The organism is Stieleria magnilauensis (genome assembly GCA_007753675.1).
Lineage (GTDB): Bacteria > Planctomycetota > Planctomycetia > Pirellulales > Pirellulaceae > Stieleria > Stieleria magnilauensis.
The window spans coordinates 2,940,736-2,961,362 of sequence record CP036432.1 but is presented as its reverse complement, the minus strand read 5'-3'; the positions used below and the strand labels follow the sequence as shown (position 1 = coordinate 2,961,362).

12 protein-coding genes are annotated in these 20,627 nt (G+C 60.2%); 8 read left to right on the top strand and 4 right to left on the bottom strand.

Going from position 1 to position 20,627, the window contains the following annotated elements:
- Positions 1–93: 93 nt before the first annotated feature.
- On the bottom strand, positions 94–1,155 hold the full coding sequence (locus TBK1r_RS10545; protein WP_145209853.1) for a TIGR03032 family protein: 1,062 nt from the start codon (positions 1,153–1,155) through the stop codon (positions 94–96).
- Positions 1,156–1,181: 26 nt separating this feature from the next.
- On the bottom strand, positions 1,182–2,342 hold the full coding sequence (locus TBK1r_RS10540; RefSeq protein ID WP_145209850.1) for an alkaline phosphatase family protein: 1,161 nt from the start codon (positions 2,340–2,342) through the stop codon (positions 1,182–1,184).
- Positions 2,343–3,353: 1,011 nt separating this feature from the next.
- On the opposite strand from TBK1r_RS10540, the gene TBK1r_RS10535 reads away from it, so the two are divergent.
- On the top strand, positions 3,354–4,244 hold the full coding sequence (locus TBK1r_RS10535; RefSeq protein ID WP_145209846.1) for a WecB/TagA/CpsF family glycosyltransferase: 891 nt from the start codon (positions 3,354–3,356) through the stop codon (positions 4,242–4,244).
- A 159-nt stretch (positions 4,245–4,403) separates the two neighbouring features.
- Here the strand turns inward: TBK1r_RS10535 and TBK1r_RS10530 are convergent, their stop codons facing one another.
- A complete protein-coding gene (locus tag TBK1r_RS10530; RefSeq protein WP_145209843.1) occupies positions 4,404–5,894 on the bottom strand; it encodes a neutral/alkaline non-lysosomal ceramidase N-terminal domain-containing protein in 1,491 nt (496 codons plus the stop codon).
- A 419-nt stretch (positions 5,895–6,313) separates the two neighbouring features.
- Here TBK1r_RS10530 and TBK1r_RS10525 point away from each other — a divergent pair, with 419 nt between their 5' ends.
- From TBK1r_RS10525 to TBK1r_RS10495, 7 genes are all read left to right on the top strand, one after another.
- Positions 6,314–7,267, top strand: coding sequence for a hypothetical protein (locus TBK1r_RS10525; protein WP_419581201.1), 954 nt, complete (start codon positions 6,314–6,316; stop codon positions 7,265–7,267).
- Positions 7,264–8,349, top strand: coding sequence for an AAA family ATPase (locus TBK1r_RS10520; protein WP_145209837.1), 1,086 nt, complete (start codon positions 7,264–7,266; stop codon positions 8,347–8,349). The genes TBK1r_RS10525 and TBK1r_RS10520 overlap by 4 nt, the downstream gene beginning before the upstream one ends.
- Positions 8,346–9,239: a DUF58 domain-containing protein gene (locus tag TBK1r_RS10515; RefSeq protein WP_145209834.1), complete on the top strand. Its 894-nt coding sequence runs from the start codon at positions 8,346–8,348 to the stop codon at positions 9,237–9,239. The genes TBK1r_RS10520 and TBK1r_RS10515 overlap by 4 nt, the downstream gene beginning before the upstream one ends.
- Positions 9,240–9,267: 28 nt before the next feature.
- Positions 9,268–11,217 carry a vWA domain-containing protein gene (locus TBK1r_RS10510; protein ID WP_145209831.1) on the top strand — a complete coding sequence of 650 codons (1,950 nt, stop codon included), beginning with the start codon at positions 9,268–9,270 and terminating at the stop codon, positions 11,215–11,217.
- A gap of 68 nt (positions 11,218–11,285) precedes the next feature.
- Complete coding sequence (locus TBK1r_RS10505) at positions 11,286–14,462, top strand: DUF4175 family protein (RefSeq protein WP_145209828.1); 3,177 nt, start codon at positions 11,286–11,288, stop codon at positions 14,460–14,462.
- A 45-nt stretch (positions 14,463–14,507) separates the two neighbouring features.
- Positions 14,508–16,799, top strand: a complete 2,292-nt coding sequence (locus tag TBK1r_RS10500) for a glutamine amidotransferase (RefSeq protein ID WP_145209826.1) — start codon at positions 14,508–14,510, stop codon at positions 16,797–16,799.
- Positions 16,800–16,992: 193 nt separating this feature from the next.
- Complete coding sequence (locus TBK1r_RS10495) at positions 16,993–17,613, top strand: response regulator transcription factor (RefSeq protein WP_145209823.1); 621 nt, start codon at positions 16,993–16,995, stop codon at positions 17,611–17,613.
- On the opposite strand, the gene TBK1r_RS10490 is transcribed toward TBK1r_RS10495, so the two are convergent.
- Positions 17,610–20,552, bottom strand: a complete 2,943-nt coding sequence (locus TBK1r_RS10490; protein ID WP_145209820.1) for a hypothetical protein — start codon at positions 20,550–20,552, stop codon at positions 17,610–17,612. The genes TBK1r_RS10495 and TBK1r_RS10490 overlap by 4 nt on opposite strands.
- Positions 20,553–20,627 lie beyond the last annotated feature (75 nt).

Genomic DNA, 20,627 nt, shown 5'->3' with positions numbered 1-20,627 from the left:
CCCCACAATCCGTGCCCCGCTATTGAGCATGGCCTGCCCCCCCCCTGCCATGCTTTTCTGCCTTCCATCATTCTGCCTCCCCACATTCCCCCCTTATTCGCCGGCCGACCAACTCTGCACCCCATCGCCCTCGTCGAACCACACATTCCGCTGAATCTCATCGGTTTTGAAACCCAACGCCTTCGGCCGCCGCGTATCGGGCAAGACGACCACGTCATAAAGTTCGCCGATCACGTCGCCCTCCATCCGGATCCAATGCACCACGTTGCCGCTGCGCAAGTCAATCACTTGAACGCCGCAGCGTGGTGCCGCGTCACGTGAGGCCAGTGCTCGATCGAGATTCAGCCCTCGGAACGATTGCTCATCGTCTCTCGGCTTGGACAACCCGACGACGGCATAGTCGCCGATCAGGGCGAGCCCGCGTGCGTATCCGGGGCAGAACGCGACGCGTTCAAACGTTCCCGTTTTGCCATCGACAAAGCCCAGGAAGCCATTGCCCGAGTCGAGCAGCCACAATCGGTTCTGATACAGCCGGGGTGAGTGAGGCATCGACAAGCCATCAGCGATGATCTGGTCGGATCGAACATCGATCACGACTCCACCGTGGTGGCGTCGGTCGCGCCAGCCATCGATCACATCCGACCGGCTGCAGGCGGTGACATAGCGGGGCCGTCCGTCTTGCATCGCCATCCCGTTGAGGTGACAGCGATCTTCCGCAGCGAGCTTTGATATGAAGTTCGGCCGCCAGAGCGGAGTGAAACTGCGTCGTTGGCTGATCGTTGCGATGCAGTTGAACAGCGTGCTGATGAAGATCGGATTTCCGTCGCCATCGACTGCGACATCGTGAATGTCGATATCGCCGGTCGTGTATCCGACCTGGGGCACGAACAGTCGGTCGAACTCGCCGCCGGGCGGTTGCCCTGTCAGCATGTTTTCCAAACGCCACAATTGATACCGGGTGCTCATCCAGATCGTCTGTGCGTCTCCCCAAAGCCCCATGCATCGGTTGAAGGTACGTTCAAAGATGGCCAGACCGCCGTCAGGTTTGGTTCCGACCAACAACAGTTTCCCCGCCTGATAGGTCGAGATCGCCAGACTGATGTGGTGCTGGGTCAACCACGTGGTCAAGTTGCGGGATCCGAGGATGTTTAACATGGTCACCTCTGGTGAATGCCGTCCATTCAGCTCGATTCCGTTCCGTCGGAATCGGCGGCGTCGGCAAATTGATTCAGCACTTCGCGTCGCAAGCGAGCGATGTCATTGACATCGTTGACGTCATCGGGTTTGACAAACAAGCGTTCTTTGCCGCCGGCGACGGTGTCGGCATCGTGAACGTAAAACCAATTCGGTGTCGTCACGGCTTGGACGGCGCGGTCCGAATCGGTTCGGACCGACAGCGACCGGGCATCGTCGCTGCGGCACCATTCGGCCGGAGTGATCAAGGGTTTGTCATGCAGGAGTCGTTCCAACAACTCGGGCAACGCCGCGGCGGATTGCAAGGACGGAACACGCAGTGGGCCGCCGCAGGAAACCAGCATCGGCAACCGAACGTCTTGGCTGCGCAGCGGTCCCACATGGTGACCCAGCCAGCCGTTTTCTCCGAGCGAAAACCCGCTGGTCCCGGCCAAGACGATTCGGGGGCGTCGTCGGCGCACGGATTCACCGAGCAAGTCGATCATTTCGTCCAGCAACCGAACCTGGGCCGCGTAACGCTGCATCCACGTGAACAGCAAATCGGGATCGTCGTTCTTGGAGAGTTTTTGCGCGGGCGGATCGGTGGTGGGGGGCAAGAAGAACGGTTCGGGCGCAGCGCCGGCGTGGTCTTGCGTTTCGTCCTCGACCGGTTCTTGGCTTTCTTCCTCGTCATCGTCGTGCGTGACGGGCGCGTCCCAGTGGTCGCGAAGCATGCCGCTGTGGATCCAAATCAATCGCGTCTCAGGCGTGATGGCTTGGATGCTCGCCGCAAAGGCTTGCGCCAGAACGGTGGCTTCGACCGTTTCGGCGGGGAGGCGTTTCAGCGTCGGTTGTAAGGCGATTGCCTGGCTGAAGCCGAATTGATCTTCCGGAATCGTCAGCTTCGGATCGTCGGTCAAAAAGACCGTCGCGCCGTGGTCTGCCTGGCGAGCGATCCATTGGCGTGAATCGTCCAGCCACTGCGTGATCAGGCTTCCGGGCCGGTCGACGGGCGAGCTCCAACGGTCCCAGACCACGCCAGTCGCCGCCAACGCATCGATCGCCGGCGTCTGGTTCCATGAGCATCCGTAGCAGCCCAGCGGCGAAGTCGCCAGCCCTTCCAGCGTGACGACAACAGTGATCGGTGATCGGAGAGAAAGTTTGGGCACAGGATTCTGTCGAGGGCGATGGGAGGGACCGGGTCCAGCGTAACAACTCCATGGAGCGTCGCCAATCGGCGGATCCCGCGGGTGACATCAGCCGGCTCGCGCAAGCGTGCAGTCTGGCGACGAAGGTGTTCGGGGAACGGCGCGCGCCGTCCGTTATCCCGGAGGATGTGAAAAGTCTTGCGGATACATTTCGCTCCCCACGGCGCCATTGGAACACTCACGGACGCCAACCACATCGCAGTTTCACGCCAGCGGCGTGCCACATCAAAGCTTGGGGTCGCGCCCGCGCACCCCAAGATCCGGTCACATTCAGGCCGCCAACCCCAACGGGGTTGAACAGAACAACACGGTTCGCCCGAATCACCTCGCCATTTGCGCCGTCCGATCGCGCGGCGTCGATTGTTGAACCCCGCTGGGGTTCCTCTCCCTCTGTGCCACCACCCGGGGTGCGCTTCGCGACCCCGGGCTTTGTTGTGGCACCGCGCTGCGGTGTGGCGCCATTGGCGTGAAATGTATCTCTCGGCGAGGGTAATCGATTGACATAGACCGAATAGACGCGAGCTCCGCGCTGCTTTTCAAGTCAGTCATTCCTTTCACATCCCGGAGGGATTTCAGCGAGTCGCCGGACGTCAGCGCAGCGTCGCCTCCGGGAAGGTCGTTGACCCCGTCGGGGGCGTGCTCGAAAGACCGGAGGGCTCGCGCCCAACCGCTAACAACAGCAGCAGATGTTAGCGGAACGGCGCGAGCCGTCCGGTGTCGGCGCGGAAACACCGTGAAGGACCGGAGGGCTGGCGCCCGGCCGCTAACAACAACAACAGCAGATGTTCGCGGAACGGCGCGAGCGAACTGTCGGCAGACTCGCTATCTCCGGCACAACTCCACCAAGCCGTCTCGCTCTGGCTGGGCAAGCCGCATCAAAGGCCAGGGTTCCTCACTTGGCGTCCTACGGTTGAATGGAAGGAGTCCTCGTCCGCCGGCTCTGTTTCTTCTCCACGATCGCGACTTGCAACGATGTCTGCACACTTTTCGACCACCCATCCGATCGCTCCGGTGTCCCCGGTCATCTTGCCGCCCGCCTCGAACAACACGGCAAACCCGGACCGCCAGCAGCCGCCTGCCCTACCACCGCTGCAACGGTGCAACGTCTGGGAGGTGCCATTTGACCGCGTCACCATGTCCGAGGCGGTCGACCGGATCGAGCAGCTCGTCGAGCGTGGCGAACCCAGCTATGTGATCACCGCCAACTTGAACTATGTGATGCTGCATCACCGGCAAGCAGACATTCCCCCAATCACCGCAGCAGCGGATCTGATTCTGGCCGATGGACAACCGATCGTATGGCGGAGCCAATTGGGATCCGACGCACTGCCCGAACGCGTCGCCGGCAGCGAAATGATTCACAAACTCGCTTGTCGAGCCGGCCAGAAACGTTGGGGCATCTACTTTCTGGGCGGAGAACCGGGGGTCGCCGAGAAATGCGCCAAGCGACTGGCACGCGATTATCCCGGCATGCGGATCGCTGGAATCGAATCGCCTCCGTTTCGTGCCCTGTCGGCCGACGAACAAGCCCAACAAGACAAACGCATTCGAGACTCCGGCGCCGAAATCTTGCTGGTCGCCTTCGGGCAACCCAAGGGCGAACGCTGGATCCACGAGCACTACAAACGCCTTGGTGTTCCCGTCAGCATTCAACTCGGCGCCTCGTTCGATTTCATCGCCGGGACAGCCAAACGCGCTCCCAAGATCTGGCAGAAACTGGGGGCCGAATGGACCTATCGGATGCTCAGCGATCCGAAACGTCTGGTCCCACGCTACGGCAGAAACGCCTGGTTTCTACTGCAAGCTCTGGTCGGCGATTGGAAGCAGACGGTCAAACGCTGGGGCATGTCATTGGACGACTGAACGTTTTGGGTGGCGGCAGGATCGCGGCGCGGATTGGAGCGATGGATGGCGAAAGAGTTGGAGCAGAAAAATGGAGTGGGGAGGGGCGACAAGAAAATCGGCGACAAGAAAATGGACCGGTAGAGCATTCCGCCTTTCATTGTCTTGCCCCCCATTTTCCTACTTCATCGTGTCAAACAAACCCAACAACGTTTCCACGATCTTTTCCGTAGCGTCTTCCTGGACATAGTTCGTTCCCAGCCAGGTCTCATAGCCGCCGAAACGGTGCTGCCTGGGTGTCGGCAGGTATCCGAACGATCCGTTTGCCAATTCGATCGTAAACATCTGCTTGGTCGGCGCCTTGGCCTTCAGTTCCAAGCCGGTTTCGGTGAAGGTTTCGAAGGGGATCGCGGCAATGCCCAGGTCCCCGATCCCGAAGGTTTGCAATTGGATGTCCACGGTGTCGGGTGCTTCGTCCAGTTTGGCGATCCGATTGGCGTAGATGGCTTCACGACGATGCCGGGGTGATTGTTCGGAATTCTTGGCCAGGGCATCAAAGTAGTCGCGCATCTCTTGCGTCGGCTTGCGAACCTTCAACGTCAGCGGGGTCGATGCGGCGGACAGTTTGACCCAATCATGGAAATCGATTCCGCCGTGCGCGTCATAGACTCGGTCGGCGATCTTGTTGGCGACTTCCTGCATCTTTTCGTAGCTGGCGTAGCGTTTCGGAGTCTTGTCGCGAAAGTCGATGTTGTTGACGTCGCCGCTGGTTCCGTTGGAGAGCATGCCGACAAAGGCGGGCGTCGTCTCGGTCGCTCCCAATCGTTTTTCGATGGCGCGGGCAAAGTAGCCGAAATAATCCGCGGAGACTTCATTGCGGGGGACGCCGCCGACGTAGTGCAGGGAATAGTTTGCCAGCAGTGCGATCGCGCTGCCGTCTAGGCTTTGTACCGAAACGAAACTGACTTCCGGGTCCACGGGGCCGGCTTGGCGATCGAGTGCAGCGTGTCCTCGCGGCGGATTCATGCGGACTTGATCGATGCCGCCGAACGGATTGGTCGCCAATTGGGGATCGGTCACAAACCAACGTCGATTGAAGACTTCAGACGGTTCGTCGACGCTTCCCCAACCGATCTTCGCAGGTTGCAAATGATTCAACGCACAGCGGACACCGTCGGCGATCCGGCTGGCCAGAAACTTCTGGTACTCGGTCAATTCGCTCTGCTCAATGACCTTGCTTTCCCCACGCGCGGTCGTGGCCGAGTGCGTGTGTGTCGAAGCCATCATCAGGTTCGCGATCGGGATCTCGGTCGCTTCGTGAATCGCTGTTTTCGCCGCGTCAAACACTTCGTGGGGAATGCCAACGTTGTCGCAGATCACGATCGCCAGTTTCGTCGTGCCGTCATCGAGTACCAGACAGCGGGCGTACAATTCGTCGTGAATGTGTTGTGCCGGCATCGGTTCCCAGCCGCCGACGATCATCTCGCCCAGCGGAGGTGTGATGTTGCTCGTTGCCGCTCCGGCGCGAAACGTCTTGCCGTCAGCTTGCGCGGCGATTGGAAGGGCGGTGAGGAAAAGGGCGGCGATGGCGGACGCGGCGCAGGCAAGACGAGTCAACTGGTGGAAGCAATCACGACGGGAGGCGGGGAAAGTCGCAAGGATCGATTGCATGATGGGGTGCCTGTGGGGAGATTCGGTCAGGAAGGGTGGTCATTGTAATGGTCTGGTCAGCGCGTTGCTCATCAACGAGGGCAGTTTTTAATGAAGCCGATGAAGGGACCATGAGACAATGAACGACTGTCCGGTGTTTCGTCGCTGACGTTACCAACCGGCGGACCGCCCACCTCGACATTTTACGCTTCACCACGGCAGCCCGTTTGGCGGGACGTTATGATGGATGCCACTCGCAACAAACGAGGGGATGCCAAGTGAGAACGGGTGACAAAGACGAGCGTTCAAGATCGGACCGCTCGCGATCGTCCGGGTGTCTCACCGCGGCGTGTTCCGGCCTGCGTCCAGGTGAATCCTTGATTGCCAACACCGCTCCATTTCGATTCACTCTTGCGCTGTGCTGCACAGTTGCGATGGCGATGCATGTCCCCGCCCAAGAAATCGCATCAGCGGTTCCCACGGATGAATCGCAAGCGGCTGCGCCGGCTGACGTTGCCCCGGCCTTTCCCAATCGTCGTCACGCGCTGATCATCGTCGGGCTTCCGGGCGATCAAATCCATCGCGAGCGATTCGACGCGACTGTCCAAATCTGGCGGAATTGGTTGGTGCAAATCGCAGCTGTCGATTCCGCCGACATCCTAGTACTTGATGGCCGTGACGCGACCGAAGACCGATTGCCCGCAACTCAGGAAAGCATTCGATCGGTGGCCGAGCAACTCGTCGAGCGAATTGGCGATGACGAATCGCTGTGGGTCTTTTGGCTCGGTCACGGCAGCCAGGACCGCCGACACGGTTGGTTTCATTTACCCGGACCCGACATGAACGCGGCACAATGGGCTGCGATGTTCGCCGAGTTGAAAGCCGGCGAACAGGTGTTTTGGATGACCCATTCGGCATCGGGCAGTTTTTTGAAACCCTTTTCGCTGCCTGGGCGGATCGTGATCAGCGCAACCGACGACGGCGAAATCAACGAACCGCGGTTTCCCCACCAACTCGCCGACGTCATGACGCAGCAACTCGCCGCGAGCACGAACGCCGAATCGACAGCCGAACCCACCGCAGATCCCACGTCGCCGGCGAAGGATCCGCCCGTCAGCGTCCTGGACCTGTTTCGACGCACCGCGGACCAAGTCGGCCGCTCGTTTGACGAAGACCAATTGTTGCCGACCGAACATGCGCTGCTGGACGACAACGGTGACGGCGTGGGCACCGAAGTCGCTGAATTGGCCAAGATTGATTCGCAATCGATTCACAACACCGCCGCCCAGGCCGTCATCGACGGACTGTTGGCGGCACGCACGATCATCACGACGCCTGAACCTCCACCGACACCCGACGATTCGGCCGCCCCCGCGGCGACGCAACAACCATGAATCACCAGACGCCAGAAACGAATGACTCGGCGGGCCAGCCAACGGGCCAGCCGGCCGCCGGTGACCATCCCGAGATCGTGGCGCGACTGCAGCAGGCGCGCACGCAATTGAAACAAGAGATCGGTCGCGTCGTGATCGGCCAGGAAAAAGTGATCGACAGTTTGTTGATCGCCATGCTGTGCCGCGGTCATGCGTTGATGATCGGCGTGCCCGGACTGGGTAAGACGCTGATCGCCAGATCGCTGGCGAAAATGCTGGACATGCAGTACAGCCGAATCCAGTTCACGCCCGATCTGATGCCTTCGGACATCACCGGATCGGACATCATCGAAGAAGACCCCGAAACGGGCCGCCGCCAGCTCGAATTCTTCCGAGGTCCGCTGTTCACCAACTTTCTGCTCGCCGATGAAATCAATCGGGCACCGCCGAAAACGCAAGCCGCCCTGTTGCAGGCGATGCAAGAACGTGAGATCTCGGTCGGCCGAGAAACGTATCACCTGCCGCCGCCGTTCTTCGTCGTCGCGACACAAAACCCGGTTGAGCAGGAAGGAACGTATCCGCTGCCGGAGGCACAGCTGGATCGATTCATGTTCAACGTTCCGGTCGTCTACCCATCCAAGCAGGAGGAAGTCGAAATTGTCAAGGCGACCACCGGGGATGCCGACGTGCAACTGCAATCGATTCTGTCGCTCGATGAAGTCTTGCAATTGCAATCCTTGGTGCGTGGTGTGCCGGTTGCCAACCATGTCATCCGGTACGCCGTCGATCTGGTCGACGCCTCTCGCCCGACGTCACAAGACGCCGTGTCAAATGGCACGGCGCAAAATCGCACGGCGGCGTCCGAGCTGCATCGATACATCCGCTATGGAGCCAGCCCTCGGGCGTCGCAGTGTTTGGTTCTCGGCGGCAAGGCGCGGGCCGTTCTGCTGGGGCGGTATCACGTCGATTTTGAAGACATTCGCGCCGTCGCGACTGCGGTGATGCGACATCGCTTGGCGCTGAACTTTCAAGCCCGCACGGAGAACATCACCGTCGATCACGTCATCGGGCAACTCGTCCAAACGGTACCCACCCCGTCATGAACACTGCGTTTGTAACACCGACACAATTGACGTCCTCGGAGCTGCTGGGGGCGACCGATGATTTGGAGTTGATCGCCCAACGGGTGGTGGAAGGCTTCATGCATGGATTGCACCAAAGCCCCTTTGTCGGGTTTTCGGTGGAATTTGCGTCGCATCGCGAATACATGCCTGGCGATGATCTCAAGCACATCAATTGGCGGCTTTTCGGACGACACGAAAAACTGTTTGTGAAGGAATACGACGCCGAGACCAACGTCGAAGTGCATTTGATCGTCGACGCCAGTCGATCGATGATCGCCGCGGGAAAGTGGTCGTGTGCCGCGATGCTGGCCGCGGCGTTGGGGCACTTGGCCATTGGCCAGCGCGACGCGATCGGATTGACCCTGTTCGCTGACAAGATCCAGACACACCTGCGGCCACGTTCCACGGCGGATCACCAGCTGGAGGTGTTGCATGCACTCGCTCGGCCTCAAGATCACCCGGCGTGTGAAACCGCGCGTGTCTTGCACGAGGTGGCCGAGCTATCGCCGCGGCGCGGATTGAAGGTGTTGATCAGCGATTTCTATTTTCAGCAGGACGAACTTGCCGACGCCTTTGCCCATTTTCGGCACTATGGACACGAAATGATCGTGTTTCATGTTCTGACGCCGTTGGAAACCGCAATGCCCGTCTCTGGGCCGGTGCGATTTCGCGATCTGGAAACCGGCGAAGAAATTGTGACGCAAGCCGAAGCAATTCGCGACGAGTTTGTCAGCGCCGTCAGACAGTGGCAGACTGAATTGAAGACGCTGTGTCAAATGCACGAAATCGATTACCTGGCGATCGATTCAGAAACGCCGCTGCCGATCGCGTTGCGTGAGTATTTTCAACGTCGCAGCGAACTGTTTTGACGCCCTTCTCGCTCGATCTTCCCATTCCATGAACTTGATGCACCTCGGATTCCTGGCGGCCGGCGCCGCGGCAATGACGTTGCCGTTGTGGATCCATTTGTTGCTGCGTCAGAAAGCGACGTCGATGGAGATCGGATCGATACGGTTCGTCAAACAAGTCGTCCGCCGAACGAAGAATCGACAACGGATTCAACGTTGGATCCTGCTGACGTTGCGGGCGCTGGCGGTGTTGTTGCTGGGATTGCTGTTTGCACGACCGTTTTTTCCTGAAACGCCCGCCGATGGAAGCACGCGCGAGGTCGTGATTCTGATCGATCGTTCGGCGAGCATGAGTGCACGGCAAGCAAACGGCGCCGCGGCAATTCAAAACGCGATCCAGCGGGCGAAAGCCTACCTTGCTACCCTGGGGTCGGAAACTCGCGTTCATCTTGGACTGTTCGATGCCGCCGGGGTTCAGCCTCTCTCCCTAAACGAACTCGACGCGGCCAAGACATCCTCTATGGCGACCCGTTACGACGAAGCGTTTGATTGGGCGGCCGATCTGCTGGCGGCGTCGACGCGCGCCGATCGCAGTCTGATGGTACTCAGCGACTTGCAGCAACTGGGACCTTCGCCGGCCAACCTGTCCGCGTTTCCAGCAGAGGTGTCGGTGCGAATCGAAAACCCCGCCCCGGCCATCGCGCAGAACCTGGCCATCGAATCAGCCCTCGCAACCCAAGTCGAACTTCGTCCCGGTGTGCCCGTTGCGGTGGAGATCCAATTGGTCAACCACGGCGCGTTCCCGGTGATCGGTGCGCCGTTGCGGATGGAACTGAGCGGCCCGCGCAGCCCGATCGTCATCGATCGCACCGTTTCGCTGGCCGCGGGGCAACGGAATTCCTTGCGGTTGGAGTTACCGATCGAAACAGCGGGCCTGTATCGCGGCTCGGTATCGGTGGATTTCGACGACCCGTTGGCCTGGGACAACCAGCGTGCGGTCGCGTTGGAAGCCCGGCATCCCGACCGCCTGCTGCTGGTTGACGGAGACGCGGGGAGCAAGGCTTGGGAAAACGAGACTTATTTCATCGAAACCGCACTGCGACTGCGAACGCCGGTGGGGGACGGACCAGCCAGGACGTTTGAGGTGGAACGTTTGGTTTGGGATCGTGGGGCGGGTTTTCCTGACCTGGCCGGTTTTCGATTGATTGTCATCGCCAATGTCAGTCGCTTTACCGACCGAGATGCCGGACGATTAAACGCCTTCGTTCGTGGTGGCGGCAATGTGCTGTGGTTTCCCGGCGACCGTTCCACCGACGCGGTGCACGAGCGGTTGACGGCCGCCGGCTTGCTGGGCAAGACGAAGTTTGGCCGTGTTACCGACACCGTCGCACGCGTGCAGGAATTTGACGTGGATCATCCTGCACTTCGGCCCTTTGCCGATCCCCAGCATGGCGATCTGCGACGGTTGACGGCCAGCCGCGTGTTGCCGATTCAATCTGCCGATCCCGATGCGGATGTCCTGATTCGAAGCCGCCGTTGGCCGTTGGTGATCAGCCACCCGACCGGTGCCGGACGATTCGTGTTTGTCGCAACGTCGGCCGACAGGAGTTGGAATGACTGGCCGCAAAACCGTTTGTTCGTCCCGCTGATTCGCCAGTTGGCTGCATGGTTGACCGGCCAATTGGACCTGCGGCAATCGGTGCAAACGAAAAACATCGATCACCCCGATCAGGTTCCGGGAATACAGATCGATGGCGATGCGGTGGTCGTCCGTCACGTCGATCCCGCTGAATCTCAGATCAATCGTTTCGCCGTCGAAGCCTTCCGTGAAACGCTCGGATTGCCGGAGCATTCAGTCGCGACCGCCGAAACAGATCGCCGCCAAGCGTACACGCCCGAAGGGGTTGCCCGGGCCGATGAAAAGTGGCCTTGGGTGGTTTGGATGCTGATCGGTGTCTTGAGTTCAGAATTAATCCTTGCAAGTCGAGTGCATGAGTGATGAAATGGGCCAACGCCATTGTTGATGGCCGGGCCGAGAATCGCGTCCTTTTTCGAGTTTGATCGATCATGAGCATTGCCGAACCCGCCCCCCGCTCTCCCAGTCGACCGGTCGCGGTTCCGATGCCGGGGGCGCACCATCAGCAGCTGGATCGTCTAAAGAACCAAGAACGGCAACGACGATTCGTCATCAGCGTGTTGGCGTTGATGTCGTCTCTGGCGGTCTTAATCGGCCTGACCGCAACGACGGACTTTTACCTGGAACTCGCCCCGTCGCTGCGATTGCTGCTCTGGGGCTGCATCCTTGTAGCGATCGCAACCGTATGCGTCGTGTTTCGGGGCTGGCTGAGCTTTGATTCGATCGATGCGGTTTGCCAGACCGAGAACGCTTGCCCGGAACTGGGGCAACGCCTCCGCACCAGCCACGACTACCAACATCATCCCGACTCGGTCTCGGCCGCTGATCCCGAGTTGCTCGGCGCGCTCGAAACGCAGACACAGGAACAGATCCTTCGTCGTCCGCTGGCGCCACTGGGAAACTCATGGCCGATCGGAGCGCTGGCCGGATTTTGTCTGATCGCGGGATGCTTGTGGCTAACCCTGTTTGTGATTTCTCCCTCGTGGCGCGTTGCCAGCGGACGCCTGCTGTTTCTGCCGCTGCACTACTCCGACGTTGAACTTGAAACGTTGCCGGAATATGTGGACCGGGGAGACGATTTGGTGGTGCGGCTTCACGTCGCCGGACGCCCGATCGAATCCGCCGTCATTCGATATCGAAGTGACGACGCCGGTCAGTGGACCGAAGTCCCGGTGACACCGGAGACTGAATCGCTCTTGCTCGGTGAATTGACCGCGGTGGTGCCGGATTGCCAAGATGATTTGGAACTGCAGGTTTTGGCGCGGCCGCTGGAATCAGAGATCCAGAAAATCGCGGTCCGGCTTCCGCTGGCGGTGGAACAATGGAACGCTTCGATCGCGCCGCCGGCGTACACCGGGTTGCCGGTCGAGGAGGGGCCGGCCGATGGGCTGCGGATCCCAGAAGGTTCCCGCGTTGAGCTGAGCGCCCGCTACAACCGACCGCCCGCGTCCGTCCAGGTTGACTTGACCCCAACCGACGCGTCCGCCCCTGTCGCATCCCTCGACCATTCGACCGCCAATTTCGCGATCGAAGCCGCTGCGGTTCCGATCGATGTCGCTATCCATGCCCGAACGACCGATGGCGTTTCCGACGATGCGTCGATGCACCTGAACGTGCTCCGCGACCGCGCCCCGGTGCTCAAGTTTCTCAGTCCGGAACCGGATGCCGAAGCAATTGCGACGAGCGAATTACGATTCACCCTCGAAGCGTTCGACGACTACTCCGTCGGAACCGTTGAGCTTCGTTACCGCGTGGACGATGGTCCCGAACAAACGATCTGGAAGAGTTCCGTCGAGGAGTCGGCTGCCGCAATGGCCCACAGCGTCACGTTGCCACTGGAGGATCTGAATGTTTCTTACCCCCAGGCGATCACCTATTACGCCGTCGCCGTTGACAACCGCATGCCGCAACCGCAACGCACCACCAGCGAATTGCGTTTCATCGACATCCGACCGTTTTCTCGCGATTACGAATTCAGCGAGAGTCAGTGCAATTGTCAGGGCGAGTGCCTGACGCTGGAAAAGCTAATCAAGCAACAGCGTCAAATCCTGGGACAAACCTTTGTCGTGACGCAGACTTCGGATCGCCCGCCAGCAGACTCGCGTCGTGTCGCCGAACAGTTGTCGTCGCAACAGGCTGCATTGTTGGAGCAGACCGAGACGTTAACCGTTGCATTGGAGCAAAAGCTTGGCCCAATGCCCACGCTGACCACCGCGATCGACTGGATGACCGATGCGGTCGAAGATCTGCAATCGGAGGCATTCGAGTACGGACTGAACGCCGAAGAAAAGGCGTTGGCCAACCTGATCGCGGCGCGACGGAATCTCCGCAACATTTTGAAGCAAGGGAGTTCGCAATCCAAAATGGTTCGCCAGGTCGATCAAAACCTCAAGGACAAGGTGCGCAAGCCGCCACAGGATCGCAAGGAAAAACAGGAACAACAGCTTGCCGACGTGCGCAAACAACTGGAACAGTTGGCCAAGAATCAAGAAAGCTTTTGCCAATCGGCTGGGGCATGCAAACAAGCCGCCTCGTCGGGCCAATCAGCCCCATCAGCGAATTCGACCGAGTCACCGCCTTCAGCGGACGAACTCGCCAAGCAACAACAGCAGGACCACGCCAAGGCACGCGAAATCCAGCAACAGCTCTCCTCAGGCCGATTCGGCGAGCTTGCACCGCAACGTGTCGGCCAGGCCGCCGCGTCGATTCAATCCAGCGCCGAGTCCCTGTCCGATGAAAAGCTGAACGAACAAAACTACGACGACGCGATCAAACAAGCCGCATCGGCCGCCGAGCAATTGAGACAGCTTTCTGGTCATTTGGCCCAGCGACACGGGCCCAATTTTGATGAAAAACTTGCCGCGGCGAAACGCGATGCGGAACGGCTCGCCGATGACCAAAAACAATGGACTGAATCGTTGGCCGATGGACAGTCCCAAAGCGGCACTCCCTCGGCAGCCGAAGCGGAGCAACACAAGCTGGCCGCTCGCGCCGAGCAGCTCGCCGATTTGACCGATCAGTTGCTGGCCGAATCGACCGATCAGGAGTGGCACGTCCAGGACACGCTTGCCAAAACGCTCGCCGAGAATCCGCCACAGCGTTCCGCTTCGACGATGAAGTCGGCGGCCGACGCGGCCGGACGCCGTCAATTCGATGCCGCATCCTCCGACGGCCTGCGGGCATCGGAGTCGTTGCAGCGTCTCGCTGCGGGGCTCGATCGAGTCCAGCAAGCGATGGGGCCGGCACAGCTTGAAACGCTCAAGCAAGCGGAACAACGTGCCGCGAGCTTGTTAAAAGAATTGCGACGAGCGAACGGCAAGGCACAGCAAGCGATCGCTGCGGCGGAAACGAGCCGCTTTGCCCAATCGCTTGCTCCGCTGGCCGCCAACGACGCGGAACTGGCCGAGGCTATTGACGCGTTACCCGAATTTGCAACCGCGCCGACCACCCTCGTCGATGGGTTGCGGGCGATCGATGAAGTGCTTCAGCGGAGGATTCAAGAAGCCGTTTTGAGCGGCGTGATTCAGCAAGCCACCGGCCCCGTTCCGCCGGAATATGTCGACATGGTGGACGATTACTACCGTGTGCTTTCCGAGGACGTCGAGTGACCGTGTCCAGACGCATTTTCGCCGTGACGTTGGGATCACGCTGACATGCCGCATTGGGAACCGCTGTATCCAATTGTAGTGTATCCGGTGATCGTCGTCGCGATTGCTGCGCTGTTGTGGTTTGCCCGTCGCATTGCGGTTGCGCCCAAAACCGGCAACCCGTTGCTATTGATGTTGCGAGCCGTCGTGCTGCTGGGGTTGGTATCGCTGTTATTGAATCCGATCGATCGCCGTGAAACCGTTTTGCCGCCACGTCCGCCGGCTGTCGCGCTGCTGGTGGATTGTTCTCAAAGCATGGGACTCGGTCAGGGGGAATCTCGCATCGATCAAGTCAAGCGAACGATCGGGGCGGTGACACAGGGGATCCAGAAAGAACGCGACATTCGTTTCCCGATGTTTCGTTTCGGTGCCCGCCTGGCCAAGGTCCCGGGACTGTCGGAACTGTCCGCCACCGACGATACCTCCCTGCTGTCCGATGCGTTGCAAAAGCTGCCATCGCGTGTTGCCGACCATCAAACGCAGGCCGTCGTATTGTTCTCTGATGGCGCCGTCGACAAGGCGGATCAATTGGTTGAATTGGCCACCGCCTACCGCGAGTTGGGCATTCCCGTCCACGCCATGCTTCCGCCACAGCAGGACTTGCGAGGTGACATCGCGATCACCGAATTGTCCGTGCCCCCGCGTGTGGCCAAGGGTGACCAGGCGACGATCCGGGCGGTGATCGAAAGCCGTGGGTATGACAACGAACGCGCGATCGTCTCCATTCGCCCCGCCAATCGTCCCCGATCAAAGCCACTCGCTTCGCTGCCGATCACGCTGACCGAAGGGGCGACGTCCTGTGAATTGGTTGTCACCGCCGATCCGGCACTGGGCGAATTGGCCATCGATGTTCCCGTCGATGCTGGCGAAGCGGTCGCCAAGAACAACCGCGTTCCCTTTCAGTTGACGGAGAAGGATCGCACGCTGAATGTGCTGTACATGGAAGGCACCTCGGCGCAGGAGAGCCGATGGCTGCAAAACGCATTGCACGTCGATTCGGACATCAAGTGCGTCGCCATGACGGTCAACAATCAATACGCCCAGCGGCCGAGTCTGCAACGGATCGATGATCCGTATCGAGGCTTTCCGACGACGCGTGCGGAACTGTTTCAATACGACGTCGTGATCTGCAGCGACATCTCATTCCAAGCGTTCACACCTGAACAAATCGATTGGACCGTCGAATTGGTGGATCGGCGCGGCGGCGGTTTTGTGATGATCGGTGGCTACACCAGCTTTGGTGCCGGCGGCTGGGATCGCACGCCTTGGGAAGGGCTGATCCCGTTCGACATGACCGGTCGCCGAGACTTTTTGAATCAGGGGTTTCAGGTCGTCGTTCCCGAGCAAGCTCAATCGCATCCGATCTGGAATCTGCTGGACGATCCGGCGCGCAATCGTGCGGCGCTGGCTGCGATGCCCCCGTTCGGTGGTACCAATCTGATCTCGCGTGTGAAACCGGCCGCGACCATGTTGGGGCAAACGCGTACTCCATTGTCCCGCGTCGGCGTCATGCCCGTTTTCGCCTGCGAGAGTTTTGGACGCGGGCGTACCTTTGCCATGTCGACCGATACGACCTATGGCTGGGGGAGTCGATTTGAACGTGAATGGGGCGAGGGCGACAATCGCTACTATCAAAAATTCTGGCGAAACGTCGTGCGTTGGCTGGCGGAGAATTCCCAGGCTTCGCAGAAACGTTTGACACTGCGTGTCGACCAGGTCATCTATTCGCCGGACGAATCAATTCAGCTGGTGGTTGAAGCGTTTGACAAGGAGTTCAAGCCGACGACGGAGTACCGTGTGACGGCACAGTTGGTCGCCAGCCTGGGCGATGACGATTCGTCGCCCGATGGCGTGAACCAATCTTCCGGTTCTGATGCGACGGTGGTCGCGTTGGATGCCAAGCCGACCGCGGAACACTACACCGCAACGATCCCTGCCGTCTTGCCGGGGGACTCAGACGACCGATCCAGTCCAATGCAGACGGCTTATCTGGTCGTCGAGGCGTGGTCGGCCGATCAGAAAGTCGCCCGCGGTTCTCAGCAAATCCAGTTGCTGCATCGGTCCAACGAATGGCTTCGTCCGCAAGCGAAACCCGATCGATTGCAAGCGGTGGTCGAGGCCGGGGGCGGGCGAATGGTCTCGTCCAAAGACGACTTGGACGCCCTGTTGCGGTCGGTCGAGATCGCGCCGGGAGAGGTCCTGATTCATCAGTTGCCCCTCTGGGACCATTGGATGTTGTGGACGCTGTTGCTGTCCTTATTGGCCATCGACTGGATCCTCCGTCGACGCGGCGTATAACACACCTGAGTTTTTCCATGTATTGGTCTAGATTTTCTAAAGCCCCCTTGTGTAACCTTCCCACGTCGTCGCCAGGGGCAGCTGAAACACGGCGCATCACTTGGCAACCACCCTTCCATTCCAACGGGATTTATCCTTAGCACACCGCAGCTAACCAGCATTTCCGAAACCTAACTTCGATCAAGGGGCAACAATGATCAAGGCTAGTCACGATGGTAATCCGTCGCCAGGAATCCGTCCGTTTACGGTCGTTCTACAAAGCGAACGGCTCTCGATTGCAACCCTCCCTGATGCGCTTCCCTTTCAAACCTTGGAAGTCGACAACTGGGAGTCCGTCTTCAAGAAGCTGAGCTCATTTCGACCGGGATGCCTGCTCGTCGACTTTGACAGCGTTCGCGACGAGACGCTCAAACGCGTGCGGAAATTTGCCGACCAAGGCATTCGGTTTTCAATCGTCGGACTGACGGCCGACCGCTCGCGACGGACGCTGCACCTGGCACTGAAGCACGGTTTCGTTGATTTGGTTCCCCATCCGATCGAAAATCGGCTGTTGATCGAAGCGGTCCAAGAAGCTTTTCAAGCCGACGCCGCCGGACCGGATTCGCTGTGCAATCTACGCAGCGGGTTTGGACGACTGACCCCGAAAGAACGCGAGGTGCTGCCTCAACTGCTGTTGGGAATACCATCGCGACGTCTCGCCGGCAAGCTCAACGTCTCCTACCAAACGATCGATCGTCATCGCAAACGCGTGATCGAAAAAATGAACGTCGATAACATGACGGAACTGGCGATGAAGCTGTACCGTCAGTATTAACCGCCAAACACGACGACCAGGTCGATCGCTTGGTGATTGCCCAGCGAGAACGTGACCACGCCGTCTTCGCAGCTGACGTCCTGGGGCAAATCTTCCAGCGACCGTTCAACCCCCGAAGTGTCCGCGATGAACGCGGCTTCGGCGGCGGCGCAGAATTGCAGCTTGACCTTCGACGTTTTCGGCCGCGTCTGAACCACCTGCATCCGTGCGGCAAGTTTCCCGTCGCTGCGGCGTGTGGTCTTCATTTCGGTGACCAAGACGTCAGCGGAGGAAACGTGGACCAGCCACGCCTGGGACGTTTCTCCCGTGGCCGATCCGCGATCGGCGGGTTTCGGATCGATCGCGAATACTTCCGCCGGCGCGATGCAGGACCGTGCCACCGCGACCGGGGACGGGCAATCAAACGCGAACGTGACACGAAACGGAATCGCATCGGCGCCGGTGGGGATCCCGATCACGGTGTCCAGGAATCGGTCGGCGACCTTGCGATGCAGCGGCAATCCGTAACCGGCGACCAGAGTTTGCTTTTCCGCTTCGTCGATCAAGACGCCAAGGGGTGCGATGAACTTCTTCGACGAAACGCTGTGAACCTTGTCGCGGACCAGGGGGCGCAAGATCGCTGCCTCGCCGGCGACGGCCGTCCGTACGGCAAAATAGTTTTTCCAAAACGCGGTTTCGGATTCGATTGAAATGTTCGTCTTGGGGCGCAACGTCCCCTCGACCTCCAGCAATCGGCTTCCCCGTCGCAGCCGATAGTGAATCGAAAACTCGGCGATCGCGTTGCCGGCGTGGTCCTGCAATTCGCCCGAGGCGGTGATTTCGCCGAGCGCCAAGCTGGACTGGGTGACTTCCATGCGTTTGCAAACCATCGTCCCGCCATCTTTTTCGCCCGCCAGATCGGCGGCCGCGACCAATCGCATCGACAGCCGGTTGCCGCGTGAGGCGCTAAACACGCCCGAGAGGCTTCCGGCGGTTTCGTCCAAGGCGACGGCCATGAATTCGTTTTTTAAGACCGCTTGTTCGGCAATCCCCTTTTCGCCGCCGGTCAATCGTTTCAGCAGCCCCTGTTTCTTGACCGGTTGAGTGGCCGACAGACGCGTGAATCCCATCGCGGGCACGTCGAAGGTGACGTCACAACCGCCCCCGCCGGCAGCGGTTGCCGCGTAAACGAATTTTTCGTTCGCTGGGCTGCCGCCGTGCAGTTTCGTGTGCCGTCGGGTCGCGACACCCTGGGCGTTGAAACACAAGACGTCCTTGGCGATCGTGTCATCGGTTGACGGCTCGACGCCGACCACCCGAGCAATCAGTTTGCGGTCATCGGCGCGGCCGTATGCATCCGGTTGCTCGCTGGCAGATCCTGAATGTTCCTCGTCTGGTTGTTCGTCGGCGAGCAACTTCGGATTGGCCAACGTCGCAATCGCTCGCAGGGTTCGGCGGGCTTCGGTTCGGACCGTGCGACAAAAGGCATCGGCCAGCGCGCTGAGCGAGGTGTCGGATTTTGGATCGATGAGTTGCTGTGCGATCTCGGCTGCGGCGTGTTTGGAAATCGCATCGAGCGTTCCTTGGTGGTAGGGACGTTCGCCATCGCTGAAGTAGCGTTCGAGAGTCCAGAAGCGGCCCATCGCGACACTCCACGTCGCCGCTCGGCAGAGGTCTCGAAAACTGTCGCAGACGCGATCGGGCCAATGCACCAGCAGTGCCGTGGCGACTTCGCCGGTGTCGATCGATTCGCCCAAGTGGGCACCCAGGGCCAGGAAGGCGGAATCGCTGGCGGCATCGATCGGCTTGGCCGTCAATGCTTCGACTTCCTTGTGGCCGCCCGAGACGATCACCTTGGACTCGTCACCGAAGCCTGTGCCGGCGGTGAAATCGATCGGGATCACGCCCCGGTATCCGAGTGCCGCCAGGGCGGGGACCAGGTCGACCGGTGTCATGCCGGAGAGCCGGGCGTAAACCGACGGGGCTTGGCCGATCGCGGCGGAGGCCAAGGCCGTGCCGGATTCAAACAGGTGACGCGCCGATGCCATCGTCATCGCATCGAGGCAGCTCGGATCACCCGCGAAACTGCCGCCCGCCCAGCCGCCGCCCGCCCAGCCGACGGTGTCCAGGGAAAGCACTTGGCGAAAGCGATCGAACGACTCGTGGTGTTGGGAGGCGTCGTTGGCCGCAGCCAATTCAGCCGCCACGGTGCCGTCGACCAGGACATTGCGTGGCGTTCCCAGCACGCCATCGCCGTCGTCGTCTTTGGTCGCACTCGCTTCGAAACGGTCCAGCCAGCCGGCCTCGGTCGCGGACTTCAGCACACCGGGGGTCAGCAGAGTCAGGTCGACCAGGTGGGGGTCGCTGGAGAAGTAGTGGTCGCGTTCTTCGGAAAGCGCATCGAAAACATCGTGCAGCGCTTCGGCCGTCGCCACGGCGTCTCGATCGAGGAACGCTTTGGCCGCCGCGACGCTCCGGTTCTGTAGGTGCAACTCGTCCAAATTGCTGGTGTACCGCAACCGCCGCGTCATGATCTGGATCTGCAGTGACAGGTATCCGGCGGCGTAAAAATCTTCGACTCCCAGCGATCGCGAGGCCGAGGGCAGCGCCGCGCAGCGGGGGTCGGCCGGGTCCAGCCCCAGCGCGACGAGCATCTCCGCGCGGTCGGCCCCGGTCACCCAGGTGCACTCGGGATTGGCATCGCACTTGCGACGAAAGTCAGCGGGAATCTGTTTCAACGAGGGATCCGGGACCACGATCACGCGTGGTCCGTCGGGGTTGGGGGGCGTGTCGGCGCGATACCACGTCGGCATTTGCTCGGTCTGGGCCAACAACAGCGGATGCCACAAGATCGTCCAACCGGCCAACAAGCTCCGCGCATCCGAATCGGGACCCCCGACGGGAAAATCTTCCAGGGTGGCCGAAGGGAGCAGAACGGAACACTCGTCAAACGGGGCCATAACGCGGTCGCAACTATGAGGGAAGGGAAGGGGACGGTGGAGTTGGGGGACGTCACAGAGTGTGATGGAAACTTC

Bases quoted from the DNA above. Each gene is read 5' to 3' on its own strand.
- TBK1r_RS10545 (WP_145209853.1), bottom strand. From the start codon at position 1,155: ATGTTAAACATCCTCGGATCCCGCAACTTGACCACGTGGTTGACCCAG.
- TBK1r_RS10535 (WP_145209846.1), top strand. From the start codon at position 3,354: ATGTCTGCACACTTTTCGACCACCCATCCGATCGCTCCGGTGTCCCCG.
- TBK1r_RS10530 (WP_145209843.1), bottom strand. From the start codon at position 5,894: ATGCAATCGATCCTTGCGACTTTCCCCGCCTCCCGTCGTGATTGCTTC.
- TBK1r_RS10525 (WP_419581201.1), top strand. From the start codon at position 6,314: ATGCATGTCCCCGCCCAAGAAATCGCATCAGCGGTTCCCACGGATGAA.
- TBK1r_RS10520 (WP_145209837.1), top strand. From the start codon at position 7,264: ATGAATCACCAGACGCCAGAAACGAATGACTCGGCGGGCCAGCCAACG.
- TBK1r_RS10515 (WP_145209834.1), top strand. From the start codon at position 8,346: ATGAACACTGCGTTTGTAACACCGACACAATTGACGTCCTCGGAGCTG.
- TBK1r_RS10510 (WP_145209831.1), top strand. From the start codon at position 9,268: ATGAACTTGATGCACCTCGGATTCCTGGCGGCCGGCGCCGCGGCAATG.
- TBK1r_RS10505 (WP_145209828.1), top strand. From the start codon at position 11,286: ATGAGCATTGCCGAACCCGCCCCCCGCTCTCCCAGTCGACCGGTCGCG.
- TBK1r_RS10500 (WP_145209826.1), top strand. From the start codon at position 14,508: ATGCCGCATTGGGAACCGCTGTATCCAATTGTAGTGTATCCGGTGATC.
- TBK1r_RS10495 (WP_145209823.1), top strand. From the start codon at position 16,993: ATGATCAAGGCTAGTCACGATGGTAATCCGTCGCCAGGAATCCGTCCG.
- TBK1r_RS10490 (WP_145209820.1), bottom strand. From the start codon at position 20,552: ATGGCCCCGTTTGACGAGTGTTCCGTTCTGCTCCCTTCGGCCACCCTG.